The sequence below is a fragment of the Desulfocicer vacuolatum DSM 3385 genome, from assembly GCF_900176365.1.
GTDB lineage: Bacteria > Desulfobacterota > Desulfobacteria > Desulfobacterales > Desulfobacteraceae > Desulfocicer > Desulfocicer vacuolatum.
The window spans coordinates 130,148-147,912 of sequence record NZ_FWXY01000003.1 but is presented as its reverse complement, the minus strand read 5'-3'; the positions used below and the strand labels follow the sequence as shown (position 1 = coordinate 147,912).

Sequence of the window (17,765 nt, the reverse complement as noted above, 5' to 3'; positions counted from 1 at the left end):
AACAGACGCTTACTCTTTGTCAAATCGGGAAAATTTCATGGAAAAGGTTCCCCGGCCCTGGGTGGCAGACCTCAATGCCGTGGAATAGCCAAACATTTTGGCCAGAGGGACGGTGGCACTGATCACCTGGATGTCATTTCTGGGCTCGATGGATTCAACTTTACCCCCCCGGGTATTTAAATCCCCAATGGCTTCTCCCATGTAATTATCCGGTACCAGAACTTCCACATCCATGATGGGCTGGAGCAGGTACACGGCCCCTTGTTCCATGGCATTTCTACAGGCCATGGAGGCACACACGGAAAAACCAAGTTCCGAGCTCTGGGATTCCCGGCATGAGGCCTCTTTTACGGTGATTCTGGTATCCACCATGGGATATCCTTTAATAAAACCGCTTTCCAATGCTTCCCTTGCCCCTTTTTCCACGGCTGGGATGTAATTTTCCGGGATGGACTCTTCCGGGGCCTGGAAGCTGAATTCTATGCCTTTCCCACGCTCCAGGGGAGACAATTCCAGGCTAATTTCTGCAAAATGCTGTTTTCCGGCAATTTCTCTGTCAAAAAGCGCATGCCCGGTGGAGGGGGCATCCATGCTTTCCCGGTAAACCACCTGGGGGCTGCCCACATTTACATCGGTTTTAAACTCTCTTTTCATGCGGCTGATGATGATCTCAAGGTGAAGTTCCCCCATGCCGGACAGGATGGTCTGGCCTGTATCTTCATCAATTTTGACCTTTAATGTGGGATCTTCAATGGTGAATTTTTCCAGTACTTCTTCGAGTTTCTCCTGATCTGCATGGGTTCTGGGCTCAATGGCAATGGAGATAACAGGTTTGTCAAACTCCATTTTTTCCAGAAGTACCTGGTCTTTGGAAGAGCAAAGGGTCTCACCTGTGGAGCTTTTTTTCAGTCCAAGGATACCCACAATGTCTCCGGCATAGGCTTCTTCCACCCGTTCCCGTTTATTGGCATGCATTTTAAGAATCCGGGAAATTTTTTCCTTTTTCTTTAAGGTGGGGTTGAACACATCTTCCCCGGCTTTGAGGGTGCCGCTGTAAATTCTTGCAAAGGAGAGTTTCCGGCCCTCAATCATGGATACTTTGAAAATCAATGCCGAAAGGGGGGCTGTTTTATGGGGAGGAAACTCCATGGGTTTTTCTGTGTGCGGGTGGATGCCTTGCACCGGAGGGATATCTTTGGGGCTTGGCAAAAAGTTTTCAATGGCATTTAAAAGGGGCTGTATTCCCTTGTTTTTTAACGCCGTGCCGCACATCACAGGAACCAGTTCCCGGGCGATGGTGGCAGAGCGGATGGCGCTCTGGAGCTCTTTTATGGAAATCTCCTCTTCCCCAAGGTATTTTTCCATGATGGTATCATCCACCTCGGACAGGGTTTCCAGAAGCGTTTCTCTGTACTCCCGGGCCTTGGTTTCCATGTCCGGTTCAATGGGGCCCTTGGAAAATTCTGCCCCCAGTGTTTCATCATCCCAGGTGATCTGCTCCATGGAAATCAGATCAATGACGCCGGAAAACCGGTCTTCTGAACCCACTGGAATCTGGATCATCAAAGGGGTTGCCCTCAGTCGTTCCCGGATCATATCAATTACATTAAAAAAATCAGCACCTGTGCGGTCCATTTTATTGATAAAGGCAATTCTGGGCACATCGTATTTGTCTGCCTGGCGCCACACGGTTTCTGACTGGGGCTCCACTCCTCCCACGGCACAAAATACCCCCACGGCACCGTCAAGGACCCGGAGGGCTCTTTCCACCTCAATGGTGAAATCCACATGTCCCGGTGTGTCTATGATCTGGATCAGGGATCTGTTCCACTGACAGGTGGTGACAGCCGAGGTGATGGTGATTCCCCGGTTCTGTTCATCCTCCATCCAGTCCATGACAGCTTCTCCGTCGTGGACTTCACCGATTTTATGGGATTTTCCTGTGTAGTAGAGGATACGCTCGGTGACCGTGGTTTTGCCCGCATCAATGTGGGCCATGATGCCGATGTTTCTTATTTGAGAAATAGGTGTTTTTTTGCTCATGGTCTATGCCTGCTTATGGTAAGGGATTCCAGGGGCCACGTTGAAAAAAGGCTTGGGCTTAATGTGTGTTGTCCCGGCCGACGGTTGGCTCCACAGGACAGATCTTGCGGTTTTCAGCCCACCCCCGGGATGGGATTGTTTTTCTATCAGGACAACGGGTTGTTTGCCATTGTGTGTCCCGGGCATCGGGATGTGGCCACACTGTAAAATTTTGTTGTTTAATTAAGAATAAATTGGATACAGTAACCAGCAAAAAGTGTCAAGAAAATAAACATTTGAAAAGATTTGGCCTTGCAAATGAAGCGTGTTTTCTATAATATTAAAAATTTGATTATCACCTCATCTTTTATCCCTTTCCTGTAGTGAGCATGGGTTTGTGTTGTGTGTCTTGTGCCTGATATTTTTATTTGGTTTGCTGTGGGTGTGGTGGTTATTAAGGGCAGGGTGATCCCAAAATATTAAGAATATCACATTGATTTGCCCTATGAGCGTTCTTAAAAATCAGGCTTCCATAGATTCTAAATTTTATTTTTGTTAAAGGGTGGGGGTAAAACAGCTGTGCCCACCGGGAGAAGATACCGGCATGGTAACCGGATTTGAAAAGTTGGTGGAACAAAGAATTTTAAAGGCCCGGCAGAAAGGGGAACTTGACAATCTGCCCGGTGCAGGTAAACCTTTGAATCTTGAAGATATGAGTATACCCGAAGAGTTTCGCATGGCCCACCGGGTGCTTAAAAATGCAGGGTTTCTACCGCCGGAGGTGAAGTTAAGAAAAGAGATAGAAAATGTGGAATCGCTTTTGCACACAATGGCATCTGATGCACCGGAACGATACAAGGTTCAAAAAAAATTAAATTTTTTGATCAACAGGTTGAACGCTTCCCGGGGAAATCATGATAAATGTCATATCCCCGGCCTTTATCAGGATCGTGTGATTAAAAAAATTTCATAGTTAACAACGCTTTTATGACCGATAATTAAGGATTTTATGAAAAATAAAAAACGAGACCAGGAGGGGATTTTTAAGAGTCTCTTTGCTGCATATTTTGTTTTGCTTCTCCATGTATTTCTGCTGGCCGGTACCGGCATCACTGTGGTGCTGTTCAGAGGCGTTTATCATTATCTGCCCTGGATCATGGCAGGCCTTGCTGTTCTTATCATTGCGCTTTTCTGGATTTTTTATCTGCGCATGAAAAAAAATACCCGGGAGATAAAAGAGATCCTTGCATTTCCCCAGTTCCAGGGCCGCAATGTGGAGATCAAGCTTCTGGGGGGCATGGCATCTGTTAAAATTGACGGGGGCACGCCATCTGCTTCCAATGTGATGGCCCTGGAACAGCCCCTGAATTCCCGGGGAGAAGCGGTTCCTTTACTGGCATCGGCACAGGAATCACCGGATAAGCGTTTATCTGATCTGGCCCAGCTCTATCTGAGTGATTTAATTACCAGGGAGGAGTTTGATTTGGCCAAGGAGCAGATTTTTTCCGGAAATCATACCGGAGATCTGGCCGACGCTCTGGAATCCATTAATATGGACAATATGCCGGGTGAAAACCGGCAACCGGATAAATCGAACAGGGGGGAAATGGGATGAAAAAAATAAGGCTGGCATTGCTGTCAGGAGGAGATACACCGGAAAGGGATGTCTCCTTGAACAGTGCAAAACAGGTGTATGAGGCCCTGGATAAAAATAAGTACGAAATTTATCAATACGATCCTAAAACGGATCTGGCACGTCTTGTGGACCAGTCGTCATCCATAGATGTGGCCCTTTTAATTCTCCATGGCCCCAACGGAGAAGACGGCACTGTCCAGGGACTTCTGGATTTGCTGAAAATTCCCTATCAGGGGGCCGGAGTTCTTGGCAGCGCCCTTGCCATGAATAAGCTGGCAGCCAAGGAGATGTATATCCAGGCACAGATTCCAGTGCCGGAGCATCTGGTGATTCGTAAATCCATGACCCGGGATGCGGCATACTATGTTGAAAAAATAGGGCTGCCCCTGGTGGTGAAACCGGTGTGTGCAGGTTCCAGCGTGGGAATGTCCATTGTTAGAGAAGAAAAAGAGCTGACACCGGCGGTGCAAAAAGCGCTCTCCTTTGATGATGTGGTCATGGTTGAAGCTTACGTTGATGGGGTGGAACTCACCTGCGGAGTGTTGGGCAATGATACGCTGGAGGCCCTGCCTGTCATTGAAATTTTGCCTGGTGAAGGGTTTGATTTTTTTGACTATACAGCCAAGTATACCCCGGGTGCCACCGAAGAGATCTGCCCTGCACGCATTGAAGATACCATTCGGGATCAGGTGCAGTCCCATGCCATGGCGGCCCACAAGGCATTGTTTTTAAAAGGGTACAGTCGCACAGACATGATTTTGTCCCAGGGACGTCTTTATGTGCTGGAGACCAACACCATTCCCGGCATGACTGCCACCAGTCTCTACCCCCAGGCGGCCCAGGTGGCCGGGTACTCTTTTTCTGCGCTTCTGGATCGCCTCATTGCCCTGGCCATGGAATGAAAAAAGTATGATTAATCAACTCAACTTTCGGTGTTCGCATTCGTGGTGGGGTCAGGCTTTCGTTATTGACATTATCGAGGCTTTTTTCGTTGGCAAAGGCCTTGGTCGATAACATCAATAACAAAAGCCTGACCCCGTCGGCACACGGAGCCCATCGGTACATTTAAAAATGCCAGCTTTGAAATGAAGCCCGAAAGTTGAGTTAATCAATACCAACCAATGTTGAACAATATAGATAACAGACTCAGGAGAAAATAAAATGAAGGTTCTTGTGGTGGGAAGTGGCGGCAGAGAGCATGCCCTTGTGTGGAAAATTGCCCAGAGTAATCTGGTGGATAAAATTTATTGTGCACCGGGTAATGCCGGTACAGCCATTGATGCTGAAAATGTGGCCATTGGGGCCGAAGACATTGAGGCCCTGGCAACCTTTGCCGCTGACAACGAAATTGATCTCACCGTTGTGGGGCCGGAAGCCCCGCTGGCCCAGGGCATTGTGGATCTTTTTGAAGAAAAAGGGCTCAAAGCCTTTGGCGCCTCCCGGAAAGGGGCTCAGCTGGAAGCCAGTAAGATTTTTGCCAAAAATATCATGGAAAAGTATGGAATTCCCACGGCCCGGGGCAAGGCTTTTAATGACGTGGACAAAGCCCGGGATTACATCCGTGTCATGGGGGCACCCCTGGTGGTCAAGGCTGACGGCCTGGCCGCCGGCAAGGGCGTATTTGTGTGCACCAGTGAAGAAGAAGCTTTAAATGCCCTTGATGCCATGATGCAAGAAGGCATATTTGGCGATGCCGGTTCATTGGTGGTGGTGGAGGAGTGCCTTGAAGGTGAAGAAGCGTCCTTTATTGCATTAACGGACGGGAAAACGGTTTTACCCATGCCCACCTCCCAGGATCATAAGCGGGCTTTTGACAATGATGAAGGTCCCAATACCGGTGGGATGGGGGCCTATTCTCCGGCCCCGGTGCTGGATTTCATGCTCCGGGATCGGGCCATGAAGGAAGTGATGATCCCTGCCGTTAAGGGCATGGCCGCCGAAGGAATTCCTTTTAAGGGGGTTCTTTATGCCGGTCTCATGATCCACAAGGATCAGATCAAGGTGCTGGAATTTAATGTGCGTCTGGGGGACCCTGAAACCCAGCCCATTCTCATGCGGTTGAAAAGTGATCTGGTGCCTTTGATGGAAGCCTGCGTGGATGGTACCCTTCATAAATACACCACAGACATTGATCCGAGGAGCACCATGTGTGTTGTCATGGCCGCCGGTGGATATCCGGGAGCCTATGAAAAGGGCGCTGTTATCAAAGGCCTTAAGGATGCTGCAACCCTTGAAGATACCGTGGTTTTCCATGCCGGAACCGGCCTTGACGGTGAGGATGTCACGGCTGTGGGGGGACGGGTTCTGGGGGTTACAGCCCTGGGAGACGGGGTTAAAAATGCCATGGACAAGGCCTATGCCGCCTGTGAAAAAATCTCCTGGAAAGACTGCTTTTACCGCAAGGATATTGGGGCCAAGGCCATTGCAAGGCTTTCCATACCCCCCAGGGTGGGGGTGATCATGGGCAGTGATTCTGATCTGCCGGTGATGGAACAGGCGTTAAAAATGCTTAAAAAATTTGGTATTGCCTATGAGGTCACCGTGGCCTCGGCCCATAGAACCCCTGCCCGGGCCGAAGCCTTTGCCAAAACAGCCCGGGAAAAGGGCATGGGGGTCATCATTGCCGGTGCCGGGCATGCTGCCCATCTGGCCGGTGTACTTGCCGCCCACACCACTTTGCCCGTTGTGGGGGTACCCATTGACTCTTCTGCATTAAAGGGAATGGACTCTTTGCTGGCAACGGTGCAGATGCCCCCGGGCGTTCCTGTGGCCACCATGGCCCTTGGAAAATCGGGTGCCATGAATGCCGGTATTTTTGCGGCCCAGATTCTTGCTGCGTCTGATCCGGTACTGGCGGAAAAATTGGCAGATTATAAAAAAGAGATGGCAGATAAGGTGAACAAAAGGGCTGAGAACCTTGCCTGGTAAGAAACTGGACATTGAAAAAGCAGCCACTTTGATTAAACAAGGCGGACTGGTGGTGTTTCCGGCCAAGTGCCTTTATGGACTGGCCGTGGATGCCTCCAGTTCTGAGGCGGTGTCACAGATTTTTAAGGTTAAACAGCGGCCGCCGTCCAACCCCATTCTGGTGTTGATTTCCGATATCTCATGGCTTGGGCAACTGGTGGCACAGGTCCCCCAGAGTGCAAAAGCCATCATGGAACGCTTCTGGCCCGGTGATGTAACCCTGGTGTTTGAGGCCGGACCCAATTTGCCCGGGGCGTTAACTGCTGCCACCGGTAAAATCGGTGTAAGGTTGCCCCAGCATCCTGTTGCCCGGGCACTGGTTCGGGCTGCTGGCATCCCGGTGACCGGTACCAGTGCCAATATTTCCGGTGAGAAAGGGTGCAGCAGGGTTGATGAACTGGATGCCCGGCTGTTGCAGGGCGTTGATATGGTATTGGATGCCGGGACATTAAAAGGGGGAAAGGGCTCCACTGTGGTGGATGTGACCCAATTTCCCCCCAGGGTGTTGCGTCATGGAGAAATTGGGGAAGATGAAATTTTGCAATGTGTGTCAGGAATTCATTGACAAAATATTTTTTTTGGCTTAAAAAGCAAAAACAAATTGATTCCGAGTGAATATTCGGGAGTTTTTGTGAAATTTAAAATTCAGTAAATATGCCGGAGTGGTGGAATTGGTAGACGCAGAGGACTCAAAATCCTCCGGGCTTTATGCCCTTGAGAGTTCAAGTCTCTCCTCCGGCACCATATAAATAAGGGCTTTCAGCGTTTTCGTTGAAAGCCTTTTTTATTGGGAGAAATCAGAAGGTCAACAAATAGCATGCACCAGAATTATAAGTTGAACAAAACCGCTTCGCGGAAGGAGGTTCAGCCATAGTTTCGTCCATTAATATTTAAACGTATCAACATAATTCCCCGAATACCTCCTGAACCCGATCTTTGATCTGACACAACCTGCGGCAACGACAATGGCTTCAGGCCATACCGGTGAGATGCGTCTTGAAACCGGCATTATCCAGTCCATTATTTCCTGTATCCGGAAAACAAAAGGGTATTTGACAGATGAGACCTGCATTTTTGACCATTCTCCATAAAATCACAAAAATCACGCCGATTTTTTCTTGCACTAACATGCAGCATTCGATATAAATTCCATAGAGTAAACAATCGTTACCGTTTCTGACCAGCGGCACTGTTCAACAACGTTTTATCAATAATCCCGCTTACCGAAACCAACGATTCAGTAACAACGAAGGATTTTAGAGAATCTAATTGCCTTGCCTTCTCTGTGGGCGGGACTATTGATAAAACGCTTTTAGTTCACGGCGGCTCCGCCGCCGTGAATCGCGGTCCTGACTACGTCCAGTACCTTGTTCCGGCGCTCCGCGCCTGAACAAGGTACTGGACCGGACACCGCACACAGATCAACCAGACTCCGTCTGCTTGATCTGCGCACGGTGCCGGTTAGCACCGCGATTCACCTGAACTCGCGTGGCGGGCTGGCAAATTGTCCGATTATATGGTACGGCTGAAGCGATACTAAGCGGTAGCACAAAGTGCATTCGGCTGATTCAAAAAATGAATCATAAAAAAGCGCAAAATTTTTCAATAACTTACTGTCAATCTTTTTGGAAATAGATTGACTTATAAGAGATTTTCAGTTGATTATTCTTTTTACATTTTGTTTCTAAATACTACGGTAAAATAGCATACCTTTTTTTAAAAGATGAAGGGCATTCGATATGGTACAAACTGAAACACCTGAAAAAGTTGTTATAGAAACTATCAAAGAAGAGCGGCCATTATTACTTTTTCTTGGGCAAGATGCTTGGAACATTAGAGGTGAACCTGATCCTGTACTTAAGCACACTCTCACACATCTTAATAAAGAAGGGACAGGAATAAAAGGTTGGCCCTCATTAATTAAATCTGAGACTTTACCACATGATTTTTTTCAATGGCTTGCAGAACGTTTCCGCCGACGTGTGCAGCCAGATTGGCTTAAGACTATATTCACTTTACCTTTCAGTGCAATTTTTACTTCAAGCCTTGATCCGAGTATAAAAGATGCCTTTTCTGTAGAGGGCAGATATCCACAGGTCATTTTAACTGGAGAAGAAATCCCAATAGTGGTTCGCAGTCGTAACCGAACCCCCATATATTATTTGTTTGGACGTGCCGGTCAAGATGATGAAAACTCAAAACCCCCAATAAGCGCTCAGACATTAAGAAAGCGTCGAAACACTCATGCCATACCAATGTTGAATCGTTTGGCTGAAACTGTAACAAGTATGGGGACGGTCGTTGTTGAGGGATTCAATCCAAAAAACGATTGGCTGCAATTAGATGATGTACTTGCTGTGATTGACCAAATGCCGGACAAACATGTCATCTGGTTTGGGTGGGATGAAAATCACAATCTTCCTGAACTAAAAGAAGTGGAAGATTTAGCAGAGCAAGGGAAAATCCTACTAACTAAAACTAAATTAAGTTCTTTGGTTGCCGAACTCAATGCAACGGGAAAGTTACGTGATCCTTCTCAATATTTGTTAGGTGAGAGTAGCGATATCACCTTTGCTAACAGGAAATTTTTTGCTCCAACACCCGAAATGCGAATAAGGGTCGAATCAGTGGCTTCAATTATTGATGATTCCTGGACAACTTTTCTTCCGCCCCTTGGTGATGATGCTTTATACGTTTCTTTTCGTCAATTTCATGGAGACGCTGAGGGTGCTAGGAATTTAGTTGAAGGTATCCGTCGAAAATTAGCCATAAAAAGAGATTTCGAAAAAGAACTATTTAAAAAAGTTTTAAATGCTTCTCTTGAACATGAAAAATACAATGATCCGATAGTCTTGCATGGGCAATCCGGTACGGGAAAAAGTATTGCTTTATCCAGACTGGTTCTTTTTTTAAAAGAAAAAGGTGACGTTGCAATACTATATTCTGTTTCCCGTATCCCTCAAAGTACTGACTTATCAGATTTCTGTGAGTTGGCCGAAAACTCTGGTGCTTCTTCAACAGTTGTCATTTGTGACTGTAATGCTCACATCAGTCGGTATCGTGAATTATTACACCAATTAAAAAGCCGTGGTCGTAAGATTGTAGTAGTTGGTTCGTGTTACCGTCAAATTGATAAAGCCCTTGCTTCCAATAAAGAACTAATCGAAGCTCCAACAAGCCTGTCAGGCTCAGAACGTTCTGATTTGGCCACACTTTTGAACCAATTTGGGGCAGTAACATCTTCAGATAAAATTAGCGGTTCAAGCAACGTCCTGGCCGCATTATATCGCGTGCTTCCTGCGAGTCGTGCAAAATTTATTCAAGGTTTGGGGTGTGAAGCTCAAGTTGCAGAAGGGGACATTAGGGAAAGAGGGAAAATTAGGAAAAAACAAATGGGCCATTCTAATTTGGCTGAACAACTAATAGCTGCTGGGTTAGCTAATGGTCAAAATACGTTATTAGATCAATGTATAGATGATGCTTTAGAAAACATTGACGACTCTGCGGGAAAATTAATTGATTATGTAATGGTGCCAGGCCGCATCAATTGTTCTGTTCCAATTAATTTATTGATAAGAGCTGTTTCAACTAACAGTGAAAAGATTGACCTTAACACTATTGCAAGAATGTTTAGTGGAATTGATCTCTTTCGTTGGAGAAGGTCTGATCAAGAAGGTGAAGATTTTTTAATTTCTCCAAGGATTCAACTAGAAGCTGCACTAATTTGCCGGCGCCGGTTAGTCAATCCTCTTGTTCAGGGTGAACGGCTGGTGGCTTTGATAGAAGCGGCGCGATTGTCATGGGATGCTGGCGGTGCTGAAAGAAGATTTTTAATTGATTTAATTCAGAAATTTGGACCTGACGGGCCTGAAGGTAATTATTTTAAAAATTCTTATTTAGATGCTGCTAGGGCCTTAACCAATCTTCGCCAACGCTTCAGTATCCTTGATCCGAGCTTAATGTTGCAAGAGTCAGCGTTACGTCGCGCAGCAATAAGGCTTAATACTATTGAAGAAAGTGAACAGTCTACAATTCTTGATGAAGCACGAGATTCAATCCAATCAGCAATAGAGCATCTTAACAAAAACAGATATAGTGGATCTCAACGCACAATGAACAATTTATTGGTTGAGCGTGCTTCGATCTATGGTTTTTTGGCAAGCAACTGTTTAAAAAGAGTTTGTTCAAATGATGAAATTTGGTCGGCATATACAGCAGCCAGAACTGTAGCTCAGGCTGCTGCTAACTCAATTTCTACTTACTATCCTTTAGATATTAGTTTATGGGTACCGGCTGATCTACTTGATTCCGATGCTTTATCTGAGCAGCAGAAGATAGATTTAAGAGCAGATATCCACTCTGTGCTAGATCGAATAGATAAAGATAACCTGGAATACGAACAAAAAAACCAATTTGAAATCAGGCGATTAAAATTAGGCGAGTTACTTAAAATACCAAATCTCTCAGATGAGGCTTTTGCAGAGCTTGATAATATTGGGTCAACCGCGGGTTTTTTTCTTCGAGCTCGTTCTTACGGCCCTGAAGTTGGTTATAACGCATCAGACGATATTACAGATAATGACATAGAAAAAGCCAAAGCGGCGGTTAGTTTTCTGATAAAAAATTGGGAAAAAATTAATAGTGATTTGCGTTGTCTCAGATACTTGTTGCAATGTAAATGGATTGCTACTACCAAGCATTATTTATTTAGAGGTGAGCGGCAGTCTTTACCCTTCGATAACGAAACCAGAAGAAGCATTTTAGAGATTGTCCAAGCTCTTATCGCTACCACAGGTGATAATTGTGACTATGCTTTTAAATATTTAGAAGCAGTTTTTACCTGGTTATTAGGAGATGAAGGACAAGCTAAACAACAATGGCAGACTTTGAGTAGAGAGACTGATAATAACGATCCCAGGCGTATCTACAAACACCACATCTTTACTAAGTCTGATGGATATCCACAAATTTTTTCTGGAAGGGTCGAGCGTGAGCATGCTCAGGGAAGATGGTCAGTAAATGTTGATGAACTAAATCGTAGAATATTCATGCGACAAGCGGATTTTCCCGAGGTAGAGCTCGCGTATGGTAGATCAGTATCCAATTTTACTATCGGTTTCAATTACATTGGGCCGATTGCCGATTCTTTAAAGCATATTAGGAGATAAGATTGAACTTTGCAGCGCTAAATTCGGCAGTTAATGATCTACGGAATGGTTTATGTGCGCAGGTATCAGATAATGCCTTGTTGAGTGTTAAAAGTAGACCTCCTGCAGGAAATAATGATGAGGCATCGTTTCTCCGCCTTACTACATGGTGCTATATTTTGATTTTTGAAGCTGGAAGAGTCGGTATCCGCTACTTATTGAAAGTACCTCCTCCGTTAGGAGATCTTGCGAGGAGTGAAAGTGCCAATAAAATATGCAACAACGTAAATTTACTACGCACTTGGTTTTTTCATAACCTTGACTTTGAAGACACAAAAAGGAAAGAAGTTTCAAACTGGTTCCTTGCACAATGTAAAGTTATTTCTCCAACTGAAAAAAAACACTGGAAGGCATGTATAAAGGGATTATGTAAAGAGGGAACAGAATTAATAGTGTACTGTAATGAAGTTTTATCAAAAATTGCCGCTTCAGAAGAAGATAAAGAGATTTTTTTTGAAGATTTGATAAATCGTATAGAACGAAATTGGCCCGCATATGAATTTGATAAATTGGTTAGCAATGCTGCAAGTCATATAGGAGAAAATTTAGATGTTGTGAAATTTCGCAATATAAAACTTTCAACGTGGCGTCAATATTTAGAACAACAGCCAGAAGACGCTGATTTAAGAAGAGAGGCTACTCGTATTATTGAACGTGATGTTCATGATCATTTCAGATCAATTCTACCAGTTACAACACAAGAAATAATGACAGTATTAGGCTTAGATCCAGGCCCAGAAGTTAGAGATGCTATTGAGTTATCCAGGAGCTTATTTAATGATGGGGTTAGGGATCCGGAAACACTTTTAGAGCAACTAAAAAGTAAGTACTCCTAAAAATCTCACATATGATGTTATGTACAGACTTGTTTTAAGAAAAGAGATCTACATTTAACTCTGTTTGGTAATATCTCAACAACGGACATGCTGACGGGCAAGCCGCAGATGTCCACGTTGGGTTGGCGCTCCGCGCCAACCCAACAACGCAGTTCAAACTGACACAGGCACCTTAACTGCGGGCGTTATGCATGAAAACTGTACCGCCAGGATGAAGATTAATGAAAGAACTCGATTATTACTTTTCAGCTTTTTTTAGACAAACCAACCGTCTTTATTATATGAGATACGCCTTGCTGGTTGCTATAATCTCTTTTCTTTCATACTCTATATACGCTCGTGGCTATCTTCTCTATGCGCATATGGCGATGGTTATGTTAAATTGAGCCATTAGGGAATTGAACAGGGGGACCGCAGGTTCACTCCCCCCTGTTCAATTTCCCGGGTAAATGCTTATATTGGTAATTTTATCCGGGATAACAGTGGAGTGTTTCTGAAAAAAAGGAGACCATATTTGGATATACTGGATCTGCACAGGTCCGGCTTGACCCAGCCAGCCATAGCTCGACGTGCAGGTACGGTAAATGCCAGAAAGGCATCAGCGCACGAAACCAACAAAGCATTTGACAGATATTGTCAATACCAAGATGATACGGCTTTTGAAATGGCCCGAATTGTAAAGGGGGAAAACAGTCTGTGCGGGTCAAGAAATGATGAAAAGTGGAACCCCCAAAATCAGCATTTTGGCAGCACCTTTTCAAGGGGTTAAAAACGCTGAGACCCACGTCAATAAAGAAAAGTGATGGTGGAGGCGGCGGGAATTGAACCCGCGTCCGAAAACAGTCAGCAGTGGCTTCTACATGCTTATCCTGAAATTTAAATTTAGCCGGTGGGTCTCCTTCAGGAGGGATACCCTGCGACATAGTCTGAAAAATTTAACCAAACACAGGGTCAGACACCCTGGTTCAGCGGTCCCGCATAGTCGACGTCCATTGCCTGAATCTGCAGGAAAAATCCCGACTGGACGGAAGCTGCCTTAAGCAGCTACAGCGTAATTATAATCGTCTGCGATTACTTTATTTTCCACCAATTTTACGAGTTGGCAGAACGCTCGGCATGCAACCAAAAGCCTCATAATTTCCGTCGAAGCCTTTACGCCCCCAAATTATAAAAGATCATATTATTTTATCATATATTTGTATGATATAAATAATGGTACTAAGATAACCCCTTTCTTTGTGAAAGTCAATATGCATTGTCGAGTCACTATCATTAAAAGCAGAGATTTACATTGTTTTTTTGAACGTCCGTCATAGGTTCCAAAAGTAGTGCATAGTCAAACTAAAATTTAGGATGACAGATTGCGAAAAGTATTTCACCATGGCATATTGGGAAATCGGCAATCCTGAAATTAAGTTTTGACTGTGCAGTGGTTTGCCCACTGTTTCAGTCCAGACCCATGGCAATTTCAAGTTTTTCAATGTCCATAAGGAGTTGACTCCTTGTTTCCGGTGTCAAGTCTGGTTTGGCCAGTTGCCGCTGAAGTGCCGCCAGAATCATCTCTTCCCGGTATTCATTACAGGTGTATTTTGGGGGTGTCTCTGGATCTGACATGGTATTCTCATCTGCTCCTTTGGTTTATTGTTATTTGTGTTTTAATATGAGATACGTCTGTATGGGGATTGTGTCAATGACAATGTGAAAAATACCGGGAGGAATTCATGGGGCCCAGGCAGGAAAAAATAGATGCATTAAATGCCAGGATGATTGAGCAGGGCATTCGAAAAGAAGACATACAGGAAAAGTTCATCAAAGCATCGGGGCGTGGTGGGCAAAAGGTCAACAAAACCAGTTCTGCTGTGTTTTTACGCCATCTTCCCACAGGTATTACTGTAAAATGTGGAAAGACCCGGTCCCAGGCCCTGAATCGTTTTCTTGCTTTGAGAGCTCTGGTGGAAGCGGTGGAGGCATACCAGACAGGTGCCCCATCAATTGAGGATATCCGCCGGGCAAAAATCAGAAAGCAGAAAAAAAAGACCCGGAAAAGGGCCGTTGATAAATATGGGGATTAGCGTCAGAGATACAATCTAAGGGTGCTGAAAGCGTTTGCTGTTTCCGCGCAAAGTGCGGATAATTTTTTAAAAAATTTAATATTTTAAACCATACAACGTTTGATAAATTTGCATTACCCATGATCTGTTTTATGCGTTTCAAATATTAAATTTGAATAAATTATGAAGAATTCACAAAATGTCAACAGAACCTAAAATTAAGATTTGACGCTACACTACTCACCTGGCATTAACTGATTAAAACGCTCCTATCTGGCACGGTTTTATTTTTATACTCATTTTTTCACAGGCAGAAGAGACATGGGAGGGTTTCAGGCCCAATCTTTTTGCAATATTCCAGCAATCGATGCAGCTGATTTTATTATCCTTTGCCTGTTGAATAAGGGTGTCTTTTAATTCTAAGGAAATGGATACCTGGTCATCAAGGTTTTTTCGGTTTCCCTTATTTTGACGCTCATGGCCAAACAGCCCCAGGATACATCTGGTGAGGCGCAGTTCAATGAGGTCTGCCTGTGTACCCACCTCCAATGGTGTGATATGAAATGAAGCGGCAATGGCATGGACAGCTGCACAGGAAATTCGTCCTTCCACAGCTTTTCTTTCCAGGGCCTCTGCAATTTCAGGAAAAATGGATTGTTCGATGTGTTTTAACGCATAGTGGGCATTTGTATTTTTGCTCATGGATGGGATCCTTGGGTGTGGATTGATATGGGTTTTGGACAGGATAGTCGTCGGGGGCGGCATAATGCCATTTTCAATATTTGTTGTGTTGCAAAGGACATGACCGTTTTTATATGCAATCCTCCGCAAATCTGTGGAGAATTTCTATCTTTGTTGTGGGCAGAACCGGATCAAAATAAGGTCTGCCCGTGGCAGTTATAAAAAATGAAAAATAACAAAAACAGCATAACTCAATTGCAGCAGCACTTGCAAAGCCTTTAATGTCAGGGCCATGGCCACTTTATTTTTTTGACAGGGCTCTTTTCTTGTTATATACACTGGTTACTGCTGTTTCATTTTGTTTTCGCCAATATATGGAATGGGCAAATATAATAGTTTAATTTATTGTTTTTTAAAAGGACAAAAAGTGAATCTGACACAAAAAAATGTGAATGAAAATTTTCATATGATCTATATTGCCTCCTGCGGTGAAGGGATTAATGCCTATCATCTTGCCCAGAGCGCCCTTGTGCAATTTCCCGCCAATGATATCACCGTGGTTAAGGTGCCCCAGATTCGTTCCAAAAATCAGGTGGATGATCTGGTGGAAAAAGCCACAAATACCGAAAGCATGATTGTTCATACCATGGTGAACACTGAACTTAGAAAGTATATGACCCGCAAAGGAATGGAAAAAGGAGTTGTCACCATTGATCTCATGGGGCCGGTACTCTCCCGGGTGAGCAGTTTTCTGGACAATGATCCCATTGAGAAACCCGGTCTTTACCGGGAAATTCATAAGGTGGATCTGGATCAGGTGTCGGCCATTGAGTTTGCCCTGGCCCATGATGATGGGGTAAACCCCGAACATCTTGACAAGGCTGAAATTGTACTGGTGGGACTTTCCCGGGCCGGAAAAACCCCTTTATCCATGTATCTGGCTGTTCTTGGCTGGAAAACTGCCAATGTGCCCCTGGTCATTGGCGTTCCCATGCCAGAGGTGCTCAAACAGATTGATCGCAGGCGGATCATTGCCCTGAACATTAATGTGGAGCAGCTCATTGCCCACCGGAGAATGCGCCAGGAAACCCTTGGCACCCGGGATATCTATACCTATGTTTCCCGGGAGGAAATTGAAAAGGAGATCAATGCGGCCCGCCGGCATTACATTACCCATGGCTACTCCATGGTGGATGTGAGCAATAAACCCATTGAAAACAGTGCCGAAGAAATTATTGAGATGATTACCCGTAGATTTAAAGCCCAGGCACATAAAAGATAACTGCATATATGAATGGAAATAGACATGAAATATGATGAAATAAAACAGATATTAAAGAAAAATCCTCTTCGATGGTTGATTACCGGGGCTGCTGGTTTTATTGGCTCCAATCTGGTGGAAACGTTGCTGGGACTGGATCAGGAAGTTACGGGGCTGGATAATTTTTCAACGGGTTTTCAGCATAACCTGGATCAGGTGGAAAAACTTGTCTCCCCGGCCCAGTGGCAGCGTTTTTCTTTTATAGAAGGAGATATCCGGGATACAGCCACCTGTGCCATGGCCTGTGAAGGTCAGGACAGGATACTTCACCAGGCAGCACTGGGGTCGGTGCCCCGTTCCGTTGCAGATCCCCTTTTAACCCATGCCAATAATATCACAGGTCATCTCAACATGCTGGTGGCGGCCCGGGATGCCGGGGTGGAACGCTTTGTTTATGCGGCATCCAGTTCCACCTATGGGGACCATCCAGGACTTCCAAAGACCGAATCTGTGATCGGCAACCCCTTGTCGCCCTATGCTGTGACCAAGTATGTCAATGAACTCTATGCCGATGTCTTTAACAGAACCTATGGGCTTGATACAGTGGGACTTCGTTATTTTAATGTGTTTGGACGACGTCAGGATCCCCATGGGGCCTATGCTGCCGTGATTCCTCTCTGGTTTTCAGCTTTGATTAACAACTCAACCGTATACATCAATGGAGATGGCGAAACCAGTCGGGATTTTTGTTACATTGATAATTGTGTCCAGGCCAATATCCTGGCGGCCATGACCATGAATAAAAATGCCGTAAACCGGGTGTACAATGTGGCCTTTGGAGAACGAACCACGCTCAATGGGCTTTTTTCTCTTATTCGGGAGCGGGTGGGGCAGAAAATTCCCCGGGCCCTGGATGCAGCACCGGAGTTTCGGGATTTCCGTGCCGGGGATGTGCGCCACTCCCTGGCAGATATCTCCAGTGCAATGGGATGTCTGGGATATGCACCGCAATTTTCCGTGACCCAGGGACTTGACCAGGCCGCTGCCTGGTACATGGCATATCTTAAATAGCGCAATCTCCCATGATTAAAATAAGGAATAAAT

General features: G+C 45.1%; 14 protein-coding genes, 1 tRNA gene and 1 other RNA gene. 12 read left to right on the top strand and 4 right to left on the bottom strand.

All coding sequences use genetic code 11. The features are described from left to right. Positions 1-9: 9 nt before the first annotated feature. On the bottom strand, positions 10-2,043 hold the full coding sequence (fusA, locus tag B9A32_RS04010) for an elongation factor G (RefSeq protein WP_084067091.1): 2,034 nt from the start codon (positions 2,041-2,043) through the stop codon (positions 10-12). Between the two features lie 583 nt (positions 2,044-2,626). Between fusA and B9A32_RS04000 the strand changes: the two genes are divergently transcribed. From B9A32_RS04000 to B9A32_RS21535, 9 genes are all read left to right on the top strand, one after another. Then, positions 2,627-2,995, top strand: a complete 369-nt coding sequence (locus tag B9A32_RS04000; protein WP_084067230.1) for a DnaJ family domain-containing protein — start codon at positions 2,627-2,629, stop codon at positions 2,993-2,995. 36 nt (positions 2,996-3,031) lie between these two features. Then, positions 3,032-3,637, top strand: coding sequence for an SHOCT domain-containing protein (locus B9A32_RS03995; protein WP_212637704.1), 606 nt, complete (start codon positions 3,032-3,034; stop codon positions 3,635-3,637). Continuing rightward, positions 3,634-4,560: a D-alanine--D-alanine ligase family protein gene (locus tag B9A32_RS03990; protein ID WP_084067089.1), complete on the top strand. Its 927-nt coding sequence runs from the start codon at positions 3,634-3,636 to the stop codon at positions 4,558-4,560. Before B9A32_RS03995 ends, B9A32_RS03990 begins: the two co-directional genes overlap by 4 nt. Before the next feature lie 259 nt (positions 4,561-4,819). Next, the gene (gene purD / locus B9A32_RS03985; RefSeq protein WP_084067088.1) at positions 4,820-6,586 is read left to right on the top strand and encodes a phosphoribosylamine--glycine ligase; all 1,767 of its coding nucleotides are present in this window, start codon (positions 4,820-4,822) and stop codon (positions 6,584-6,586) included. Next, the gene (locus B9A32_RS03980) at positions 6,576-7,190 is read left to right on the top strand and encodes an L-threonylcarbamoyladenylate synthase (protein ID WP_232367034.1); all 615 of its coding nucleotides are present in this window, start codon (positions 6,576-6,578) and stop codon (positions 7,188-7,190) included. Before purD ends, B9A32_RS03980 begins: the two co-directional genes overlap by 11 nt. A gap of 91 nt (positions 7,191-7,281) precedes the next feature. After that, a tRNA-Leu gene (locus B9A32_RS03975) sits at positions 7,282-7,369 on the top strand. Between the two features lie 995 nt (positions 7,370-8,364). Next, complete coding sequence (locus B9A32_RS03970) at positions 8,365-11,793, top strand: ATP-binding protein (RefSeq protein ID WP_084067086.1); 3,429 nt, start codon at positions 8,365-8,367, stop codon at positions 11,791-11,793. A gap of 2 nt (positions 11,794-11,795) precedes the next feature. Further along, the gene (locus B9A32_RS03965) at positions 11,796-12,668 is read left to right on the top strand and encodes a hypothetical protein (protein ID WP_084067085.1); all 873 of its coding nucleotides are present in this window, start codon (positions 11,796-11,798) and stop codon (positions 12,666-12,668) included. Positions 12,669-13,182: 514 nt separating this feature from the next. Then, complete coding sequence (locus B9A32_RS21535; RefSeq protein WP_084067084.1) at positions 13,183-13,437, top strand: hypothetical protein; 255 nt, start codon at positions 13,183-13,185, stop codon at positions 13,435-13,437. 34 nt (positions 13,438-13,471) lie between these two features. On the opposite strand, the gene ssrA is transcribed toward B9A32_RS21535, so the two are convergent. Beyond that, positions 13,472-13,830: a transfer-messenger RNA gene (gene ssrA, locus B9A32_RS03955) on the bottom strand. 284 nt (positions 13,831-14,114) lie between these two features. Then, the gene (locus B9A32_RS21295) at positions 14,115-14,282 is read right to left on the bottom strand and encodes a hypothetical protein (RefSeq protein WP_170923695.1); all 168 of its coding nucleotides are present in this window, start codon (positions 14,280-14,282) and stop codon (positions 14,115-14,117) included. A 107-nt stretch (positions 14,283-14,389) separates the two neighbouring features. Between B9A32_RS21295 and B9A32_RS03950 the strand changes: the two genes are divergently transcribed. Then, positions 14,390-14,740, top strand: coding sequence for a peptide chain release factor family protein (locus tag B9A32_RS03950; RefSeq protein ID WP_084067083.1), 351 nt, complete (start codon positions 14,390-14,392; stop codon positions 14,738-14,740). A 237-nt stretch (positions 14,741-14,977) separates the two neighbouring features. Here B9A32_RS03950 and B9A32_RS03945 read toward each other — a convergent pair whose 3' ends face one another. After that, complete coding sequence (locus B9A32_RS03945; RefSeq protein ID WP_084067082.1) at positions 14,978-15,421, bottom strand: hypothetical protein; 444 nt, start codon at positions 15,419-15,421, stop codon at positions 14,978-14,980. A 406-nt stretch (positions 15,422-15,827) separates the two neighbouring features. On the opposite strand from B9A32_RS03945, the gene B9A32_RS03940 reads away from it, so the two are divergent. Both B9A32_RS03940 and B9A32_RS03935 read left to right on the top strand, forming a co-directional pair. Beyond that, positions 15,828-16,682 carry a pyruvate, water dikinase regulatory protein gene (locus B9A32_RS03940; RefSeq protein ID WP_232367033.1) on the top strand — a complete coding sequence of 285 codons (855 nt, stop codon included), beginning with the start codon at positions 15,828-15,830 and terminating at the stop codon, positions 16,680-16,682. 24 nt (positions 16,683-16,706) lie between these two features. Next, positions 16,707-17,732, top strand: a complete 1,026-nt coding sequence (locus B9A32_RS03935; protein ID WP_084067080.1) for an SDR family oxidoreductase — start codon at positions 16,707-16,709, stop codon at positions 17,730-17,732. Positions 17,733-17,765: the final 33 nt, after the last annotated feature.